19 protein-coding genes are annotated in these 17,388 nt (G+C 58.1%); 13 read left to right on the forward strand and 6 right to left on the reverse strand.

Going from position 1 to position 17,388, the window contains the following annotated elements; genetic code table 11:
• Nucleotides 1–232: 232 nt before the first annotated feature.
• Nucleotides 233–2,419 (forward strand): fatty acid oxidation complex subunit alpha FadB, encoded by a 2,187-nt coding sequence (gene fadB, locus QIT27_RS15755; RefSeq protein WP_285264350.1) that lies wholly within the window; start codon nucleotides 233–235, stop codon nucleotides 2,417–2,419.
• Nucleotides 2,420–2,443: 24 nt separating this feature from the next.
• Nucleotides 2,444–3,622 carry an acetyl-CoA C-acyltransferase FadA gene (fadA, locus tag QIT27_RS15760; protein ID WP_159341774.1) on the forward strand — a complete coding sequence of 393 codons (1,179 nt, stop codon included), beginning with the start codon at nucleotides 2,444–2,446 and terminating at the stop codon, nucleotides 3,620–3,622.
• 62 nt (nucleotides 3,623–3,684) lie between these two features.
• On the opposite strand, the gene QIT27_RS15765 is transcribed toward fadA, so the two are convergent.
• Complete coding sequence (locus tag QIT27_RS15765) at nucleotides 3,685–4,146, reverse strand: flavodoxin family protein (RefSeq protein ID WP_285264351.1); 462 nt, start codon at nucleotides 4,144–4,146, stop codon at nucleotides 3,685–3,687.
• A gap of 159 nt (nucleotides 4,147–4,305) precedes the next feature.
• Between QIT27_RS15765 and QIT27_RS15770 the strand changes: the two genes are divergently transcribed.
• The 10 genes from QIT27_RS15770 (at nucleotide 4,306) to QIT27_RS15815 (ending at nucleotide 12,848) form a co-directional block, all read left to right on the forward strand.
• Nucleotides 4,306–4,872 carry a hypothetical protein gene (locus QIT27_RS15770; RefSeq protein WP_285264352.1) on the forward strand — a complete coding sequence of 189 codons (567 nt, stop codon included), beginning with the start codon at nucleotides 4,306–4,308 and terminating at the stop codon, nucleotides 4,870–4,872.
• A 52-nt stretch (nucleotides 4,873–4,924) separates the two neighbouring features.
• Nucleotides 4,925–5,401 (forward strand): YbhB/YbcL family Raf kinase inhibitor-like protein, encoded by a 477-nt coding sequence (locus QIT27_RS15775; RefSeq protein WP_159341777.1) that lies wholly within the window; start codon nucleotides 4,925–4,927, stop codon nucleotides 5,399–5,401.
• Nucleotides 5,402–5,492: 91 nt separating this feature from the next.
• A complete protein-coding gene (locus QIT27_RS15780) occupies nucleotides 5,493–5,840 on the forward strand; it encodes a zinc ribbon domain-containing protein YjdM (protein ID WP_285264353.1) in 348 nt (115 codons plus the stop codon).
• 239 nt (nucleotides 5,841–6,079) lie between these two features.
• On the forward strand, nucleotides 6,080–6,544 hold the full coding sequence (locus QIT27_RS15785; protein WP_139528439.1) for an SUF system Fe-S cluster assembly regulator: 465 nt from the start codon (nucleotides 6,080–6,082) through the stop codon (nucleotides 6,542–6,544).
• Nucleotides 6,545–6,612: 68 nt separating this feature from the next.
• Nucleotides 6,613–8,055, forward strand: a complete 1,443-nt coding sequence (gene sufB / locus QIT27_RS15790) for a Fe-S cluster assembly protein SufB (RefSeq protein ID WP_285264354.1) — start codon at nucleotides 6,613–6,615, stop codon at nucleotides 8,053–8,055.
• Between the two features lie 71 nt (nucleotides 8,056–8,126).
• Complete coding sequence (gene sufC / locus QIT27_RS15795) at nucleotides 8,127–8,876, forward strand: Fe-S cluster assembly ATPase SufC (protein ID WP_139528441.1); 750 nt, start codon at nucleotides 8,127–8,129, stop codon at nucleotides 8,874–8,876.
• Entirely contained in the window at nucleotides 8,873–10,213 is a 1,341-nt protein-coding gene (gene sufD, locus QIT27_RS15800; RefSeq protein ID WP_285264355.1) for a Fe-S cluster assembly protein SufD, read from the forward strand. The genes sufC and sufD overlap by 4 nt, the downstream gene beginning before the upstream one ends.
• 14 nt (nucleotides 10,214–10,227) lie before the next feature.
• Nucleotides 10,228–11,493: a cysteine desulfurase gene (locus tag QIT27_RS15805; RefSeq protein ID WP_285264356.1), complete on the forward strand. Its 1,266-nt coding sequence runs from the start codon at nucleotides 10,228–10,230 to the stop codon at nucleotides 11,491–11,493.
• A gap of 8 nt (nucleotides 11,494–11,501) precedes the next feature.
• Entirely contained in the window at nucleotides 11,502–12,071 is a 570-nt protein-coding gene (sufT, locus tag QIT27_RS15810; protein ID WP_253018976.1) for a putative Fe-S cluster assembly protein SufT, read from the forward strand.
• An 18-nt stretch (nucleotides 12,072–12,089) separates the two neighbouring features.
• Entirely contained in the window at nucleotides 12,090–12,848 is a 759-nt protein-coding gene (locus tag QIT27_RS15815) for a SanA/YdcF family protein (RefSeq protein WP_159341784.1), read from the forward strand.
• 52 nt (nucleotides 12,849–12,900) lie between these two features.
• Here QIT27_RS15815 and QIT27_RS15820 read toward each other — a convergent pair whose 3' ends face one another.
• From QIT27_RS15820 to QIT27_RS15835, 4 genes are all read right to left on the reverse strand, one after another.
• Nucleotides 12,901–13,347: a hypothetical protein gene (locus QIT27_RS15820; protein ID WP_159341785.1), complete on the reverse strand. Its 447-nt coding sequence runs from the start codon at nucleotides 13,345–13,347 to the stop codon at nucleotides 12,901–12,903.
• An 88-nt stretch (nucleotides 13,348–13,435) separates the two neighbouring features.
• Nucleotides 13,436–14,344 (reverse strand): 30S ribosomal protein S6--L-glutamate ligase, encoded by a 909-nt coding sequence (gene rimK / locus QIT27_RS15825; RefSeq protein ID WP_044629759.1) that lies wholly within the window; start codon nucleotides 14,342–14,344, stop codon nucleotides 13,436–13,438.
• A 39-nt stretch (nucleotides 14,345–14,383) separates the two neighbouring features.
• Nucleotides 14,384–14,824 carry an ATP-dependent zinc protease family protein gene (locus QIT27_RS15830; RefSeq protein WP_153843938.1) on the reverse strand — a complete coding sequence of 147 codons (441 nt, stop codon included), beginning with the start codon at nucleotides 14,822–14,824 and terminating at the stop codon, nucleotides 14,384–14,386.
• A gap of 52 nt (nucleotides 14,825–14,876) precedes the next feature.
• A complete protein-coding gene (locus tag QIT27_RS15835; protein WP_285264357.1) occupies nucleotides 14,877–15,920 on the reverse strand; it encodes a DUF3549 family protein in 1,044 nt (347 codons plus the stop codon).
• A 285-nt stretch (nucleotides 15,921–16,205) separates the two neighbouring features.
• Between QIT27_RS15835 and QIT27_RS15840 the strand changes: the two genes are divergently transcribed.
• A complete protein-coding gene (locus QIT27_RS15840; protein WP_159341787.1) occupies nucleotides 16,206–16,538 on the forward strand; it encodes a YqcC family protein in 333 nt (110 codons plus the stop codon).
• Between the two features lie 71 nt (nucleotides 16,539–16,609).
• Here the strand turns inward: QIT27_RS15840 and QIT27_RS15845 are convergent, their stop codons facing one another.
• Nucleotides 16,610–17,236, reverse strand: coding sequence for an OmpW/AlkL family protein (locus QIT27_RS15845; protein ID WP_253018973.1), 627 nt, complete (start codon nucleotides 17,234–17,236; stop codon nucleotides 16,610–16,612).
• Nucleotides 17,237–17,388: the final 152 nt, after the last annotated feature.

Here is a 17,388-nt window from a genome sequence, read left to right on the forward strand (position 1 = left end):
TATATGATCGTTGGGATCGCAGGTAAAGTCGATGCGATGCGTCAGTGTGAGGGAAAAAAGCGCAAGAAATGTGTGCATGAGTCAACGAGCGGCTCCTGCGAGCGGATTAGCCAAAAGTCAGGGCTTGACGTTCCGGTGTAACTCAACCAAGCTAAGGCAATCAAACGACCGTATGAAATGCGTGGCAGGCACGTCCACGGCGTGCCAGCCCGAACTTGTGGAGAGAGCGCGGATGATCTATCAAGGCAATGCCATCACGGTGGAGCGGCGTGACACCCAGGGTGGCAATGACATCGCAATGCTCACTTTCGATTTGAAAGATGAGTCCGTCAATAAGCTATCCAGCGCCGTCGTGGCTGAACTCGGCGACGCCGTCAAAGCCCTCCAAGCCGAAAACGGTTTGAAAGGGTTGATGATTCGCAGTGCCAAAGACGCCTTCATCGTCGGTGCTGACATTACCGAATTCCATAGCCTGTTCGATAAGAGTGAAGAGTACTTGGTAGAGATGAACCTCAAGGTTCACGATATTTTCAACGCCATCGAAGACCTGCCTTTCCCCACCGTGACGGCGATCAATGGCCTGGCGCTTGGCGGTGGCTGCGAAGTTCTGCTGACCACCGATTTCCGCGTGATGAGTGAGAAAGCCAAAATTGGCTTACCGGAAACCAAGCTGGGTATCCTGCCGGGCTGGGGTGGTTGCGTACGTCTGCCGCGTCTGATCGGTGCCGATAATGCCGTCGAGTGGATTGCCGGTGGTACCGAAAATCGCGCTGACGCCGCGCTAAAAGTAGGCGCAGTAGACGCGGCCGTTGCTCATGAGCTGCTGGAAGAAGCGGCGCTGGACATTCTTGACCGCGCCAATGCAGGCGAGTTGGACTATCACGCCCGTCGCGACGAGAAAACATCACCGCTCAAGCTCAATGCCATCGAGCAGATGATGGCGTTCGAAACCGCTAAAGGGTACGTGGCTGGCAAAGCAGGCCCGCACTATCCCGCCCCGGTGGAAGCGATCAAAGTGATCCAAAAAGGCGCCGGTGAAACCCGCGCCCGCGCTCAGGCGATCGAAGCCAAATCGTTCGCCAAGCTGGCGCTAAGCAGCGTTGCCTTTAACCTGGTCGGCCTGTTCCTGAACGACCAGGTCGTTAAGAAGAAGGGCAGCAAGTACGAAAAGCAGGCCCAGCCGGTCAAACAGACCGCCGTGTTGGGTGCCGGCATCATGGGGGGCGGTATCGCCTACCAAAGTGCCAGCAAAGGCACGCCCATCCTAATGAAAGACATCAAGGATGACGCCATCGAGCTCGGCCTCAAAGAGGCACGCAAGCTGTTTGCCAAGCAGGTAGAGCGTAAAAAGCTGACCACCGAGCAGATGGCCGAGAAACTTTCCAACATCCGCCCGACGCTCTCCTACGGCGATTTCGGTAACGTCGATTTGGTCGTGGAAGCGGTGGTCGAGAACCCCAACGTCAAAGATGCCGTGTTGACCGAAGTGGAAGGCGTGGTAGGTGAGAACACGATTCTGACCTCCAATACGTCGACCATTTCGATCAACCGTCTGGCCAAAAACCTGAAGCGCCCGGAAAATTTCTGCGGCATGCACTTCTTCAACCCGGTTCATCGCATGCCGCTGGTCGAGGTCATCCGCGGTGAGAAAACCTCGGACGCCGCCGTGGCAGCGACCGTCGCCTACGCCCGCGCCATGGGTAAAACCCCCATCGTGGTGAATGACTGCCCAGGGTTTCTGGTCAACCGCGTACTGTTCCCTTACTTCGGTGGCTTTAGCTTCCTGGTCGAGCAGGGCGCCGACTTCCAGCGCGTGGATAAAGTCATGGAGAAGTTTGGCTGGCCCATGGGCCCGGCCTATCTGCTGGATGTCGTCGGCATGGATACCGCCGTGCACGCCAACGAGGTGATGGCCGAAGGCTTCCCAGACCGCATGGCACGTGAAGGCAAAACGGCGATTCAAGTGATGTACGACAACCAGCGCCTGGGCCAGAAGAACGACAAAGGCTTCTACGCCTACGAAGAAGATAAGAAGGGTAAGCCGAAGAAGGTCAGCGACGAGCAGGCTTACGCGCTAGTAAAAGAAGTGGTGAAAGAGCAGAAAGAGTTTTCGGATGAAGACATCATCGCTCGCATGATGGTGCCGCTGTGCCTGGAAACCGTACGCTGCCTGGAAGATGGCATTGTCGATACGCCAGCAGAAGCCGATATGGCGCTGATTTACGGCATTGGCTTCCCTCCCTTCCGTGGCGGTGCGCTGCGCTACATCGACGCGCTGGGCGTAGCCGAGTTTGTTGCGCTGGCCGACCGTTTGGCCGAAGAGCTGGGGCCGCTGTACGCGCCCACCGAGAAGCTGCGCGCCATGGCCAAGAACAACGAGCAGTTCTACGCTGGCACCACGGCAAACGCTCAGGCCTAAGTCACCACCCACAGGAGAAATAAGATGAGTTTGAATCCGAGAGATATCGTGGTGGTTGACGGTGTTCGTACCGCCATGGCGAAAGCGAAAAACGGCGCCTTCCGCAACGTGCGTGCCGAAAACCTCTCCGCTGCCGTCATGCAGGCGCTGTTTACCCGAAATCCGAACCTGGATCCGTCGGAAGTGGATGATGTGATCTGGGGCTGTGTCAACCAGACGCTGGAACAGTCCATGAACATCGCCCGCAACGCGGCGATCATGACCGGCATTCCGCGCTCGGTACCCGCGCAAACGGTCAACCGCCTATGCGGTTCTTCGATGACCGCGCTGCATATTGCCGCTGCGAACATCAAAGCCGGCATGGGCGACTTCTACGTGATTGGCGGTGTGGAGCACATGGAGCACGTTCCCATGGCCCACGGGGTCGATGTCAACCCGGCCGCCAGCAAGTACGCTGCCAAAGCCGCCATGATGATGGGCCTGACGGCCGAGTTGCTGGGTAAAATGCACGGCATTTCTCGTGAAGATCAGGATAAGTTCGGCGTGCGCTCGCATCAGCGTGCTCAGGCGGCGATGGAGAAAGGCTACTTCGATAACGAGATTATCGGCGTTGAAGGCCACGACCAGCGTGGCTTCAAAGTGCTGGTAAAAAACGACGAAGTGATTCGCGCCGATGCCAGCCTTGAGTCCATGGCGAACCTGAAGCCCGTGTTTGACCCTCGTAACGGTACCGTTACCGCAGGTACCTCTTCGGCGCTGTCGGTGGGTGCATCTGCGATGGCGGTCATGAGCTACGAGCGCGCCCAGGCGCTGGGGCTGGAGCCGATTGCCAAAGTGCTCTCGACCGGTGTGGCGGGCTGCGATGCCTCCATCATGGGCTATGGCCCGGTGCCCGCGTCCAAGAAAGCCTTGAAAGCGGCTGGTTTGTCCGCGGCGGACATTGAAACCGTCGAGCTGAACGAGGCGTTTGCCGCACAGGGGCTGCCAGTGTTGAAGGACCTAGGCTTCCTGGACGCCATGGACGAAAAAGTGAACCTGCACGGCGGTGCCATTGCCTTGGGTCACCCGTTGGGCTGCTCCGGGTCGCGCATTTGTACGACGCTGCTGAACGTCATGCAGCAGCGCGATACCACCTTGGGCCTAGCCACCATGTGTATTGGCATGGGGCAAGGGGTTGCCACGGTGTTCGAGCGTTTGAAGTAATACGCGCTCTTCCCCGTGATGAAAACGGCACCCTGAGCGGTGCCGTTTTTCGTTTCAAGGCGTTAAAACAATCCGTTATCCAACCCGGCAGCGAGAGTCATGCCCAACTCCTCGGCTTGGCGGATAAACGCCTCCTGCCACTCGCCACGAAAAATCAGCGGGTCCTGAACCCAGCGCCAACGTAGCCCTGTGACGATGCTCTCCACCGCCCGACGAGTACCCGTGCCGTCATGTCCTGCACGGATATAAAGCGCGCAGGGCAGGCCCTGCTTCTCGTCCAGTACCCCGTAGTAGCTGCGGTCGAAAAAATCTTTCAGCGCGCCGCTCATGGTGCCTAGGTTTTCAGTCGTTCCCAGGACGATGCCATCGCAATGGAGGATGTCCGTTGGCCCTGCTTCGAAGGGCGTTTTGACGATGCACGTCACGGATTCGATATCGTCATGTTCTGCCCCTCGCTGCACGGCATCGCGCAAGGCACGGGTATTGACGGAAGGGGAGTGGGCGACGATTAATAAGCGTTTCATTCGACGTTCTTCAGGCAATTGGCGGTGAGTTCAAGAGGTGCCACACTGTAAGCACTCCATGGCAAAGCCTAGTCGCCTTTGGGTACACCCATCAAACGCTCTTACACGGCATCTTGGATAAGGTATCAAGCGTTGAACGATCAACCAGGGAATTGCGTCATGCGTCAGCAGGCCAAAGCGATAGGAATCGCCACTCTTTATACATTGACACTCTTACTGGCGGGGTGTGCAGGGCAATCACGCCCGACTGCCCATGACGACCGCCCGACGGCTACCGCTCTTCATCAAACGGCGTCAGCGCCCAGCGCGCAAGAAGGGCCGCCTTCCTCCGTGGCGCATGCCGACGATTGGGCGCCGCCGCTCCAGGTGAGCCCAGAAGAAGAAGCCGCCTATTACGTCAGCCGATTAGCGGACCGTCGATTCGTCAGCCAGTATGGCGGGCCCGATTACCCAAGGCCTTGGTACATTGCTGCGGAACGTTTGGGCGAGATTGGCATGCCGGCCGTGCCCCTGCTGTTTGCTAGGCTTCATACCGATGACGCGTATGAACTGATGTTGGTGCTGTATGCGCTGCAGTTAGCCACCCAGGACCCACTCGTGACTTTTCAGACAGGGGGGGAGTCCGTTCGACTGCCGACGGTACTCGACCCTAGTGCCAATCAGGAGAATCGGCGCATTGCACGGCAGTGGTGGGAGAGTTACGCCACGCAGTTAGAGTTACGCTAAATTCTTCGCTACATTACGTTTTGCTATCACACCCGTCGCATAGGAGAGCATTATGGCTTTTGCACTATCTTCAATGAGCGTCACCAGCTCGGCGTTTGCACATCACCAAGCGATTCCTGCCAAGCACACCGGCGAGGCCGAAGACGTGTCCCCAGCGCTGTCGTGGGAGGGGGCCCCGGAAGGTACCAAGGGCTATGCGGTGATCTGTCATGATCCGGATGCGCCATTGGTGAAGGAGGGCGGTTACGGTTTCGTTCACTGGGTGCTTTACAACTTGCCTGCTGAGACCACCTCGCTGGAAGAAAATACCGCGTTGGGAACGTCTGGCATGACCGATTTCGGCAAGCCAGGATACGGTGGGCCCATGCCTCCCGAGGGGCATGGCAGCCACCTTTACTATTTCTGGGTGCTGGCGCTGGACGAACAGACGTCACTGCCCGAGGGGCTGACATTGCCTGAGCTACTCACCGCCGTGGAGCCCCATCTGCTGGGAATGAATCGTCTGGTTGGTACCTACCAGCGCGGCTAATACGGCACCAGGCTGGAGCATTGCGCTCAAGCCGTGTAGGCTCCGTCGCTTGCTACTGTTTGCCTGACTGTCTGCTGCGATGGAGCCTTTGATGAGTAACCTGCCTAACTGCCCTGCCTGTGCCTCCGAGTTTACCTACGATGATGGCCTGCAATATGTCTGCCCCGAGTGTGGCCATGAATGGTCGGAAGAGGCGAACGACAGCGAGGCGGTCTCGGATGATGGCATTCGTGATGCAAACGGCAACCTGCTCGTCGATGGTGACTCGGTGACCGTGATCAAAGATCTCAAGGTCAAAGGCAGCTCCTCGGTCGTCAAAGTAGGCACCAAAGTCAAAAACATTCGATTGGTGGACGGCGATCACGACATCGACTGTAAAGTCGACGGTGTTGGTCCTATGAAATTGAAGTCCATGTTCGTCAAGAAAGTCACCTCTTAATCCCGCCTTCTGACAGCCTGCCGCTTGCGAGCAGGCTTTTTTATGTCCATGTCATAGTTTTCCTAAATGATAATGATTGGCTTTTTTGATGTTATCAGCCGCGAACGTGCTAAGAAGTCGCGCTATTTGATAAGGATTTTGCAGAAGGGCTTCACATCAAATTTATACAGGACTAAAATGGTACCCAATTAGCGGGTAGGCCAACGGTTCGGCCCAACGCGATGGCAAACGGAGTGACTATGCTCAAGCTTTCTCGGCTGACAGATTATGCCGCTGTGGTGATGGCACAAATTGCCCGTCATCCCCAGGCGTCGCATGCGGCGGCTGACTTAGCAGACGCGGTACAGCTACCCCATCCCACCGTGAGTAAAACCCTTAAAATGCTGGTGAAAGCAGGACTCTTGGAGTCGCAGCGTGGGGTTCAAGGTGGTTATCGCCTAGCGCGGCCTGCGTCGCACATCACGGCGGCTGACATTATCAGTGCCATTGAAGGCCCCGTCGCGATGACCGAGTGCAGCCAAGCCGAAGGTGAGTGCGACTTGGTGGCCACCTGCGGTGTGGCCGACAACTGGCAGCGAGTATCGCTGGCCATTCGTACGTTACTCGAAAGTGTGACGTTGGCGCACTTGGCCGACACGACACCTATCAAACTGCCCGTACAGTTACCGATCCAAAGCATTAGCCTATCGGCGGCATCCGCATAAGCCGCTAGGTCTATCACCCTATTGACGGCGAGCTGACCTCGCCACCCAACTGCCCGGAGGGTATCACCATGGCAAGCGAAGAAATGGAACAGTTGGTTCGTCGCGAGTACAAAGATGGTTTTGTAACCGATATCGAAAGCGACACACTGCCACCTGGCCTTGATGAAAACACCATTGCCTTCATTTCCAAGAAGAAAGGCGAGCCCGAGTGGATGTTGGAGTGGCGTCTGGATGCGTATCGTCAGTGGTTGAAGATGGAAGAGCCATCCTGGGCGCACCTCGACTATCCGCCCATCGATTATCAAGAGATCTCCTATTTCAGTGCGCCCAAGCGCCCAGAAGATCGTCCCCAAAGCCTCGACGAGGTAGACCCTAAACTGCTGGAAACCTACGAAAAGCTGGGTATTCCGCTGCATGAACGTGCAGCCTTGGCAGGTGTGGCCGTCGATGCGGTTTTCGACTCCGTCTCTGTCGCGACGACCTTCAAGAAAGAGCTGGCCGAAGCAGGCGTGATTTTTTGCTCCATTTCCGAAGCGATTCGCGACTACCCGGATCTGATCAAGCAGTACCTCGGCACCGTCGTGCCCGTAGCGGATAACTACTTCGCTGCCCTGAACTCTGCGGTGTTCACAGATGGCTCGTTCGTCTTCGTACCGGAAGGCGTGAAGTGCCCGATGGAACTCTCCACCTACTTCCGTATCAACGCGGCCAACACGGGCCAGTTCGAGCGTACGTTGATCATCTGTGAAGACCGCGCCCAGGTCTCCTACCTGGAAGGCTGCACCGCGCCAATGCGCGACGAGAATCAGCTGCACGCTGCCGTGGTCGAACTGGTCGCCCTGGATGACGCCTACATCAAATACTCCACCGTTCAGAACTGGTATCCCGGTGACGAAGAGGGTAAAGGCGGCATCTACAACTTCGTGACCAAGCGTGGCGACTGCCGCGGTGAGCGTTCACGCATCAGCTGGACGCAGGTAGAAACCGGCTCTGCGATTACTTGGAAATACCCCTCTTGCGTGCTGCGCGGTAAAGACAGCATCGGTGAATTCTATTCTGTTGCAGTAACGAACGGCCGCCAGCAGGCGGATACCGGCACCAAGATGATTCACATTGGTGAGGGCACGCGTTCCTACATCGTGGCCAAGGGGATTTCGGCGGGTAAGAGCGACCAGTCCTACCGTGGCCTCGTCAAGATCGGGCCTCGTGCCAAGGGTGCGCGTAACTTTACCCAGTGCGATTCACTGCTGATCGGTGACAAGTGCGGGGCGCACACCTTCCCGTACCAAGAGATCGGTAACAGCACGGCGACCATCGAGCACGAAGCCACCACCTCTAAAATCGGTGAAGATCAGCTCTTCTACTGCCAGAGCCGCGGTATCTCCGAAGAGGACGCGGTCAGCATGATCGTGAACGGCTTCTGTAAAGACGTTTTCCAAGAGCTACCGATGGAGTTCGCGGTAGAAGCGGAAGCGCTGCTGAACGTTACCCTGGAAGGCGCGGTGGGCTAACCGCTCCGGCACCCAACACCATTTTTAGGGCGTCGCGCTCGCGACCCGCATGTATTCAAAAGGCGATCACTATGTTGCAAGTTAATGATTTACACGTCACCGTCGAAGGCAAAGAGATTCTGAAAGGCCTGACACTCACCATCAACGCCGGTGAAGTGCATGCCATCATGGGCCCCAACGGCGCGGGTAAATCCACGTTGTCAGCGGTTATTGCTGGTAAAGATGGCTACGAAGTGACCCAAGGCAGCATCACGTTCGAAGGTCAGGACGTGCTGGAAATGGAAATCGAAGAGCGCGCCCAAGCGGGCCTGCTGCTGGGTTTCCAATACCCGGTCGAAATTCCGGGCGTGAAAAACATCTACCTGCTGAAGTCCGCGCTTAACGCTCAGCGCGCTGCCCGTGGTGAAGGTGAAATGCCTGCCCCCGAATTCATGAAGCTGGTGAAAGAGAAGCTCGGCTTCATGAAAATGGACGCCAGCTTCCTGCAGCGTGCGGTGAACGAAGGTTTCTCCGGCGGTGAGAAAAAGCGCAACGAAATTCTGCAGATGCTGGTACTGCAGCCGAAGCTGGCCATGCTGGACGAAATCGACTCTGGCCTCGACATCGACGCCATGAAAGTCGTCGCCGATGGCGTGAACAGCCTGCGTGCCGAAGAGCGCGCCATTCTGCTGGTCACCCACTATCAGCGCTTGCTGGACTACATCGTACCGGACAAAGTCCACGTACTGGTCGACGGCCGCATCGTCAAAACCGGCGATGCCGAGCTCGCCAAAGAGCTAGAGGCCAACGGTTACGAAGGCATTGAGGAGTCCGTGGCATGAGCGATACCCAAACCTTTCTGGACACGCTAGCGGCGCGCAGTCATCAGCGCGCTGGCGAGCCCACCTGGATCGCCGCTCGCCGTCAGGCGGGCGCGGCCCGCTTCGAAGCGATGGGCTTTCCGACCCGCCGTGATGAAGAGTGGAAATACACCGATGTCCGCGCCATCGCCCAGGGCAACTTTGCGTTGGCAGAGAGCGCCGAGTTCTCCCAGGCCCAGGCGGCTGCCATCACGCTGCCCCTGGATGCTTACCGGTTGACGTTCGTGGATGGTGTGTTCTCGGCAGCGCTGTCGGACCTCGATGCGCTTCCCGACAGCGTTCAGGTCATGCCGCTCTCCAAGGCGCTGACGGATAACCATGAAGCCGTTGGTGGTCCGTTGGGCCGTTTGACCGGCGTCGACTTCTCGCCCTTTGCCGCGCTGAACACGGCGTTCATGGAAGAGGGTGCCGTGGTTCGCATCGCGCAGGGCACCGTCGTCGAAAAGCCCATTTTGCTGCAGTTTCTTTCCCGCGCGGGCACGCCGGTGATGAGCCACCCGCGCATTCTGGTGGAAGCCGCTGGGCGTAGCGAAGCCACGTTGATCGAGCACTACGTAGGCGAGGCGGACGCCGCCAACTTCACCAACGTGGTGGCTGAGTTGATGCTGGATCGTGGGGCGATTTTGAACCACTACAAGCTGCAGGAAGCGCCGCTTGGCGATCTGCACGTGGCGAGCATCCATGTAGAGCAAAATCGTGATAGCCGTTACACCTCGTACAACCTGAATCTGGGCGGCGCGCTGGTACGTAACGACCTGATTAGCGATTTGAACGGGCAGGGCGCTGAAACGAACTTCTATGGGCTGTTCTTTGGCCAGGGGCGTCAGCACGTGGATAACCACACCAAGGTCAACCACAACGCCCCGCTGACGTTCTCGAACGAGAACTACAAAGGCATTCTGGATGACCGCGCTCACGGTGTCTTCAATGGTAAGGTCTACGTGAAGCGTGACAGCCAGAAGATCGAAGGATTCCAGAGCAACCAGAACCTGCTGTTATCGGATCGCGCGCAAATCGACGCAAAACCCGAGCTCGAAATCTACGCCGACGATGTGAAGTGTTCGCACGGCACCACCACCGGTCAGTTGGACGAGGACGCGATCTACGCACTGCGTACCCGCGGTATCGACGAAGCCACCGCCCGTGGCCTGCTGACGCTGGCGTTCGCTGGAGAAGTGCTAGAGCAAGTGGCGTTGGATGCCATTGCCGAGCGCGTCGAGCTAGCGGTGGCGGGCAAGTTGCCGGAGCGTTTCAACTTGGCCGGACTGGTCGAAGCGGCGGCTGCGCTCAACGATTAATCAAGGAGTCATCGATGCCCCATAGCGTGATTGAGAAGCCCATGGCGGGCAGCACTGCGGCGTACGACGTTGAGGCGCTGCGTGGCGACTTTCCGATTTTAAATCGTCAAGTGCACGGTAAGCCGCTGGTCTATTTGGATAATGCGGCCACCAGCCAAACGCCCCTGCAGGTGATCGAGGTATTTAGCGACTACTACTCGCGCTATAACGCCAATATTCACCGTGGGCTGCACACGCTGGCCGATGAGGCGACAGCGGCTTTCGAAGCCACGCGCCATCGTGTCAAAGCGTTTCTCAATGCCGAAGATGCCCGTCAAATCATCTTCACGCGGGGTACTACCGAGGCGATCAACCTCGTCGTTCAAAGCTGGGGGCGCAGTGAGCTCAAGGCGGGCGACGAGGTGTTGATTTCGATGCTGGAGCACCACTCCAACATCGTGCCTTGGCAGCTGCTGGCAGCCGAGCGTGGGTTCACCATCAAGGTGATTCCGGTCGATGACCACTGTGCGCTCGATATGCAGGCATACCGTGAACTGTTGAATGAGCGTACCAAGCTGGTGGCCGTCAACCACGTCTCCAACGCGCTGGGCACGATCAACCCCGTGAAAGAGATGGCGGCATTGGCGCATCAGCAGGGCGCACTGATCCTGGTCGATGGCGCGCAGGCCACACCGCATCAGCAGGTCGATGTGCAGGAGATCGATGCCGATTTCTACGCCTTCTCGGGCCATAAAGTATACGGTCCTACGGGTGTTGGCGTGCTCTACGGCAAGCAGGCGCTGTTGGAGGCCATGCCGCCATGGCAAGGCGGTGGTGAGATGATCAAAACCGTCTCCTTCGACGTTGGCACTACCTTTGCGGGCATTCCCCACAAGTTCGAAGCGGGCACCCCCGCCATTGCCGAGGTCGTGGCCCTGGGCCGCGCTTTGGAGTGGATGGAAGGCATCGGTGTCGATGCGATTGGCGCCTGGGAGGCCGTGTTGCTGAATCATGCCACTCAGGCCGTCAGTCAAATCGACGGGCTGCGTATTCTGGGAACCGCGCCACACAAAGCGGGCGTGCTCTCCTTTGTGGTCGAGGGGGCACATGCCCAAGACATTGGTCTGCTCATCGATCAGTTGGGCGTCGCGATTCGCACCGGGCACCACTGCGCTCAGCCGCTGCTTCACCATTTTGGTGTCGAGGCCACCTGTCGCGCATCGTTTGCTGCGTATAATACGCTCGATGAAGTGGATACCTTCGTGGCGGCGCTTAACCGCGTAATTGGGATGGTACGTTAAGGACTGCTATGGATATCGAGCAAGTGGCTAGCCTCGAACGAGGCCAACAACTACCGCTGCAGCGTGATGTGGACGCCATTGCCATTCCGTTTGGAAAAACGGAAACGCTGGCGGAAGATAGCGTCGTCAGTGTGATGCAAGCCAAGGGCAGCTCGGTGAGTGTCGGATTTCAAGGGCGTTTGTACTTGATCGAGGGGCGGCACTTGGACGCGCTGGGTCTAGAACCGCTCCCCCGGCCGACGCTTCCTGAGAGTGCCAGCGATGAAGAGATCGAGCAGTTCGTATGGGACCAACTGCGCACCTGCTTTGATCCGGAGATTCCGGTCAATATCGTCGATTTGGGGTTGGTGTACGGCTGCCGTATCGAACGCTTGATTAGCGGTGAACGGATGGTCACTATCCGTATGACGCTGACCGCGCCAGGTTGTGGGATGGGAGACGTGATTGCCGCCGATGCGCGCAATAAAATTTTGGGGGCACCGCAAATCAACAAGGTGCATACCGAAATCGTCTTCAGTCCGCCCTGGAGCCGTGACATGATGAGCGACGAAGCCAAGCTAGAGCTCGGCATGTTCTAACCCCTGTTGGGGAGCTGGATGCACAGCCTGTTATTACGTTGGATGAAGCGTTTGCTAATGTCGCTAGGAGCCTTGTTGCTGCTGGCGACATTGCTGTTTATAGCGGGTAATTTATGGGTGCTGGCCAGCACTTCCCGCTACATCGATGGCCATTTGGAGCAGTGCCGACCTACCGATGTGGCCATTGTCTTTGGCACGTCCCACTGGACCCGCAGCGGGCTCAGAAATCCGCACTTCCATGCCCGAATGCGCACCTCTGCCCGGCTGGTGGCCGATCAGCGCGTGCAGCACTTGTTGCTATCGGGAGATAACCGCACTCAAGCGTACAACGAGCCGCGCGCCATGTGGCGAGACTTATACCGCCGTGGCGTGGCCGCCGACCAGCTGACGATGGATTTCGCGGGCTTCAGTACCTACGACACCCTGGTGCGCGCGCGGGATGTGTTTCAGCTACAAGAGGCACTGCTGGTCACTCAAAGTTGGCACTTGCCGCGCGCGCTGTTCATTGGTCGAGCACTGGGAATGGACGTGACGGGCTGCATAGCGGAAGAGCAACCAGCCGCCGATGAGTGGCGATTGAGGGCGCGGGAGTGGGTGGCGCGTATTGCGACCGTGGGTGATCTCTATCTCTGGGGAAGAGAGCCGTACTTTCTTGGTCCCGCCGAACCCATCGAGCTTCGCCGTAGCAAAGATGCCCGAGAGGCGTCGGAAGTGTTAGAACTAGACGGCGTATGGCTGTTACAAGACCGCTTAGAATCCGGCAGGGAGACGCAGTAGGGCATCACAGGTTTTGAGTATGCCAAGGTCGACACCCTCAAAGAGCCGCCGATCAACGGCGGGTCTTGCGTTTTTGCAGGCTGTAGAGCTCACGGATGAGTTTGCGACACCCTTGCATGCACTCATCCACGACGGGCTCGATGGGGTCGGGCAGAGGGTGCGTGAATAGTGTCGAGAGGGCCTGCATGAGCACACGCTCTTGTTCCAACAGCTCATTGATCAGTACTTGACTATCGTTGCCCACGAAACTCTTCAAACGGCTCCACAGCCATAGAAAGTCATCCCGCTCGACATCGGCATCCCGAGGCAGCATTTTCAAGTGCGCACGGGCTAGTTCCTGCAGCTTGCGCATCTGCTTGAGTCGCTCGGTATAGTGCGGCTTCAGTGCATCGCGCAGGGAGGGGCGCAGGCGTTCGATATTGTCCTGGAAATAATCAATGCTATCGGCCAGCGCTTCCAGAACGCTGTCCATCGCCACTTGGCGATTGTCGAGAAACATGAGCGTCTACCTCCTTCGGTGACGCAGATTGTGGGGGTGGCAGCGTTGATTTGCCACCCCTAATAGGGATTATTTTTGCATTTGCCCGTTAGCCTTTAGGCTTGGGCGGCGCCTTGCGCGCAGGAACGGCGTTCTTTTCGATGTGCTCGATAATCATGCCCGCAATGTCCTTACCGGTTGCACTCTCGATGCCCTGCAGTCCCGGCGATGAGTTGACCTCCATGATCACCGGGCCGTGGTTCGAGCGCAGCAAGTCTACCCCCGCCACGCGAAGCCCCATGGCCTTGGCCGCACGAATGGCGGTAGAGCGCTCTTCCGGCGTAATGCGAATCACGCTGGCGGTGCCACCGCGGTGCAGGTTGGAGCGGAATTCGCCGTCCGCTGCCTGACGCTTCATCGAGGCCACGACCTTATCGCCAATCACGAAGCAGCGAATGTCCGCACCGCGAGCTTCTTTGATGTACTCCTGCACCATGATGTTGGCTTTCATGCCCATGAAGGCCTGAATCACGGACTCTGCCGCCTGGTTGGTTTCTGCCAGGACCACGCCGATTCCCTGAGTGCCCTCTAGGAGTTTGATGACCAGCGGGGCGCCTTTCACCATGGTGATCAGGTCGGGAATATCGTCCGGGGAGTGGGCGAAGCCGGTGATTGGCAGACCCAGCCCCTTGCGAGAGAGCAGTTGGAGCGAGCGCAGCTTGTCGCGCGAGCGAGTAATCGCCACCGAGTCGTTGATGACGTAGGTGCCCATCATTTCGAACTGGCGCAGCACCGCGCAGCCGTAAAAGGTCACCGATGCGCCAATGCGGGGGATGACCGCATCGAATGGCTCGATTTCTGCGCCTTTGTAATGAATGGAGGGGTGGTGTGAGGCGATGCTCATGTAACAACGCAAGGTATCGACCACGCGAGCGGTATGGCCACGCTGCTCGGCGGCTTCTACCAGTCGGCGGGTAGAGTAAAGGTTGCGGTTACGGGAAAGTAAGGCAATGTGCATGCAGGGCTCCGGGCCAAAAAAGGGATTGTTGAAATGTGTTTAAGGCTCGCCGTGCAAAAAAGCCGCGCCGGGGGCAACTAGGAGGCGGCGCATGGCCCGTCTGCCTAGCAGCATCGCATGGCGCATATTGCTACGGTCGGTCAGTGTTAGTTCAACCGGAAAATTCAGTTCGCCCAGTTGCATGGGAGTTCGAATGACATAACGCCACTCGCTATGGCCGTTCGAGCTGGTAACGCGGCGACGGTCGTGCAAATGTAACCGGTAGCGGTGGGCAGGCGTCTCGGGCCCACCGCTGTGAGTCAGAAAACTTACCCATAGCTGCCCGTCGGCATCTTCATGGGTTTCGATCTCTTCGGCGTGCAGCGCCGATGTTCGCGCGCCGGTATCGGCTTTGCAGCAAAGGTGAAGCCCTAATTCAGGTAACGTCACCATTTCGCGGCGGCCGATGACAGCTTTGGCCTGATAGGGTAATTCCTTCACAGCGCACTCCTGACGATATAAGAGAAACAAGACATAGTGATGACGCTTCCTGCTAGCCTTTTGGGGAAGGCTGCATGGCCGATAAACGCGTTTGAATGGCGGACCCCGTGGGCGCGTCACGCAGGGTTAGCATAACGGGTAAGCGTAGCCGAGGAATCAACGCAATGTCCCGTACCGCAGCCGCAAAGTGGCTGCGCTCGTCTTCCGCCAGACGTTGCAGGAAGAGAGGGAGGCGTTCGGCGTCTTCCAGCAGCGGCCACCCGCGCCCGGCCATGGCGGCCATCAAGTCGGGGCCGCACGCGGCCGAGTCGTTTAGCAGCTGGGTGTACCACGTGCCTGCCGTTGCCGCAGACGAGCTGCCTACCGCACGCACGCAGGCGCACAGCGTCTCTAGGTCACCGTCACTGGCGGCGTGTTCACCTCGCAAACGTAGGGCATCGACCAGGGCGTCCGGTAGGGCGTTGTGCTCTAAGCAGTAGCAGAGGGAGTGGATGACGCTTGTCGGCAGGTCGGGAATGCGACCGGCGAGCGCGTCTGCCGTCGCGGTATCCAAGCGAACGACGTAATCGGCAATGCCTTGTAGCCCCAAGGCTTGCCAATCGATCGACTGTTGACCGCTCAGATACGCCTCTACTGGCTCAAGGTGCTGGCTGGCCGGTAAGCCGCTCGCATGGGTGGCCCGGGCATTGAGCATGGCCTGAAAGGTAATGTCCGGCGTAAACGCCAGTGGATTATCTTTCATCAGGTGATCGACATCGGCGGTGTCGGCTGCGTCCAGGTCGGTCGCGGCGGCGTTGCGTCCTAGTGTTTCCAACAGACGATTGATAAACCCGTCACGTTGGGCAGGCGAGAGCATGCCTTGCTCATCCAGCGGCAGTGCCAAGAACCAAATGGCAGGCTCTTCCATGGCCCCCAAACGGAAGACAATGGCGAGCCGTGCCTGACCCTGCCAAGGCTCGGGCCATGCGTATTCGGCGTTCTCGAAAGCGCGCAATACGTCTCGTGGACACGCCGTGACCCGGCGCCCCATATGGTAAAGCGATACCTCCGCACCGCTGCGCGTAAAAAACTCATCAAGGGTGTGAATTGGCTGCATGACATCCTTCCGCTTTTCAAGCCTGCACTCTACCTTGCTGGTTTGCCACTGTCAGCCGCAACCGTTGATTAATCCGTGCTTTATTGTCTAAGTGGTTAAAAATTGAACAACTTTGCGTAAGCCGCGTGAGAGTAGCGGTGGCGACACCTTTCCATAGTTTATCCACAGCCTCTTGCAGGTTTTCTGTGAATCTGTGAATAACGCCTTAGAGAGAGGCTCGCGAGTGGCAACTTACCCACAGAGTTGGGATAATGGGCGTCAACATTGACCAACCCCAAGGTGTTTATGAGCGTCCATCAACAGCTTCAAACCGCGCTTCTTGAGCTTGAAGCCGCCATGAAGGCCGCGAATTTGTGGCGCACCCCCACGCCCGATGCGTCGGCATTTGCCAGCCAGCAGCCTTTCTGTATCGATACCATGTCGCTGCCTCAGTGGGTGCGCTATGTGTTCATTGCGCGTTTGAACGCGTTAATCGATGCCAAAGCCGCCATGCCTGCCAAGTGCGATGTCGCTCCGGCGGTGGCGGCTTACATGATGCAGGAGAAAGCGCGTGCCAGCGATCAGGTGCTGGTCGTCAAGGCGGTGGAGCGGGTCGACCAAATCGTCACCGAGAATTAAGAGCGACGTGCCGTCAACGACAATGCCCAGGGCGAACGCCCTGGGCATTTTTTTGCCGCGACTGCGTGGACTCAGAAGCGGTAGCTCAATCCCGCCATGACCACCATGGGATCGATGGCCACAGTGCCTGCAGCAGCCCCATTGATTTTGGCGTCGGTGTCGATGTCCAGGTACCACGCCGCAGCGTTCAGTGCCCAGTGTTCGTCGATCAGTAGGTCGACCCCCACTTGGGCGGCGGCGCCCCAGGCGTCGTCCAGCTCGAGTTCGCCAATGGCTAGGCGCTCATCGGAAAAACGCGTGTAGTTGATGCCCGCGCCGACGTAGGGTTGCACCGGCGACTCGCTACCGCCTAACGGATAATATTGTAGGGTCAATGTGGGCGGCAGGTGTTTGGTGGAGGCGAGATGGTCGCCGTTGAGGGCAATGTCGTGCTCGAAGGGAAGCGCGGCCAGTAACTCGACACCTACCTTATCGTGGAAGCGGTAGCCTAGTGTAAACGCAGGGCCGGTTTTGTCTTGAACATCGACCGCGAAAGCCCCACCGGCCAGCGAGCCGTTGTCGCTCTTGGGCGCCACCTTGGCGACCCCCACGCGGGTGAAAATATCGCCCGCCCCATAGGCGAACGCCTGGGAACTGGCGGCTAAGGTAGCGGCGGCAAGTCCGGCGGTGAATAGAGTGGGCAGTGATAAAAGGCGCATAGCGTGGCTCCTGGACGATCGTGTGAGGATGGTGGGTTGCGTTAACCCTGGAGCCAGTGTATCGAGCCAGTGCGAGAGCGTTATTGACCTGGGGCAAAGGGGGAGGGGGTTGGGGAGTTCGTAGGGAGTGTTGGCGTGAGAACGCTGCCCAT

Origin of the sequence: Halomonas sp. LC1, assembly GCF_030247125.1 — a bacterium.
In the GTDB taxonomy this organism is placed as follows: Bacteria; Pseudomonadota; Gammaproteobacteria; order Pseudomonadales; family Halomonadaceae; genus Vreelandella.

What these genes read in the sequence shown, in the direction of transcription:
- sufC (WP_139528441.1), top strand. Translation starts at nt 8,127, where the DNA reads ATGTTGCAAGTTAATGATTTACACGTCACCGTCGAAGGCAAAGAGATT.
- QIT27_RS15820 (WP_159341785.1), bottom strand. Translation starts at nt 13,347, where the DNA reads ATGTTTCTCGACAATCGCCAAGTGGCGATGGACAGCGTTCTGGAAGCG.
- QIT27_RS15770 (WP_285264352.1), top strand. Translation starts at nt 4,306, where the DNA reads ATGCGTCAGCAGGCCAAAGCGATAGGAATCGCCACTCTTTATACATTG.
- QIT27_RS15765 (WP_285264351.1), bottom strand. Translation starts at nt 4,146, where the DNA reads ATGAAACGCTTATTAATCGTCGCCCACTCCCCTTCCGTCAATACCCGT.
- QIT27_RS15805 (WP_285264356.1), top strand. Translation starts at nt 10,228, where the DNA reads ATGCCCCATAGCGTGATTGAGAAGCCCATGGCGGGCAGCACTGCGGCG.
- sufB (WP_285264354.1), top strand. Translation starts at nt 6,613, where the DNA reads ATGGCAAGCGAAGAAATGGAACAGTTGGTTCGTCGCGAGTACAAAGAT.
- QIT27_RS15845 (WP_253018973.1), bottom strand. Translation starts at nt 17,236, where the DNA reads ATGCGCCTTTTATCACTGCCCACTCTATTCACCGCCGGACTTGCCGCC.
- rimK (WP_044629759.1), bottom strand. Translation starts at nt 14,344, where the DNA reads ATGCACATTGCCTTACTTTCCCGTAACCGCAACCTTTACTCTACCCGC.
- sufT (WP_253018976.1), top strand. Translation starts at nt 11,502, where the DNA reads ATGGATATCGAGCAAGTGGCTAGCCTCGAACGAGGCCAACAACTACCG.
- QIT27_RS15840 (WP_159341787.1), top strand. Translation starts at nt 16,206, where the DNA reads ATGAGCGTCCATCAACAGCTTCAAACCGCGCTTCTTGAGCTTGAAGCC.
- QIT27_RS15775 (WP_159341777.1), top strand. Translation starts at nt 4,925, where the DNA reads ATGGCTTTTGCACTATCTTCAATGAGCGTCACCAGCTCGGCGTTTGCA.
- QIT27_RS15815 (WP_159341784.1), top strand. Translation starts at nt 12,090, where the DNA reads ATGCACAGCCTGTTATTACGTTGGATGAAGCGTTTGCTAATGTCGCTA.
- sufD (WP_285264355.1), top strand. Translation starts at nt 8,873, where the DNA reads ATGAGCGATACCCAAACCTTTCTGGACACGCTAGCGGCGCGCAGTCAT.
- QIT27_RS15785 (WP_139528439.1), top strand. Translation starts at nt 6,080, where the DNA reads ATGCTCAAGCTTTCTCGGCTGACAGATTATGCCGCTGTGGTGATGGCA.
- QIT27_RS15780 (WP_285264353.1), top strand. Translation starts at nt 5,493, where the DNA reads ATGAGTAACCTGCCTAACTGCCCTGCCTGTGCCTCCGAGTTTACCTAC.
- fadB (WP_285264350.1), top strand. Translation starts at nt 233, where the DNA reads ATGATCTATCAAGGCAATGCCATCACGGTGGAGCGGCGTGACACCCAG.
- QIT27_RS15835 (WP_285264357.1), bottom strand. Translation starts at nt 15,920, where the DNA reads ATGCAGCCAATTCACACCCTTGATGAGTTTTTTACGCGCAGCGGTGCG.
- fadA (WP_159341774.1), top strand. Translation starts at nt 2,444, where the DNA reads ATGAGTTTGAATCCGAGAGATATCGTGGTGGTTGACGGTGTTCGTACC.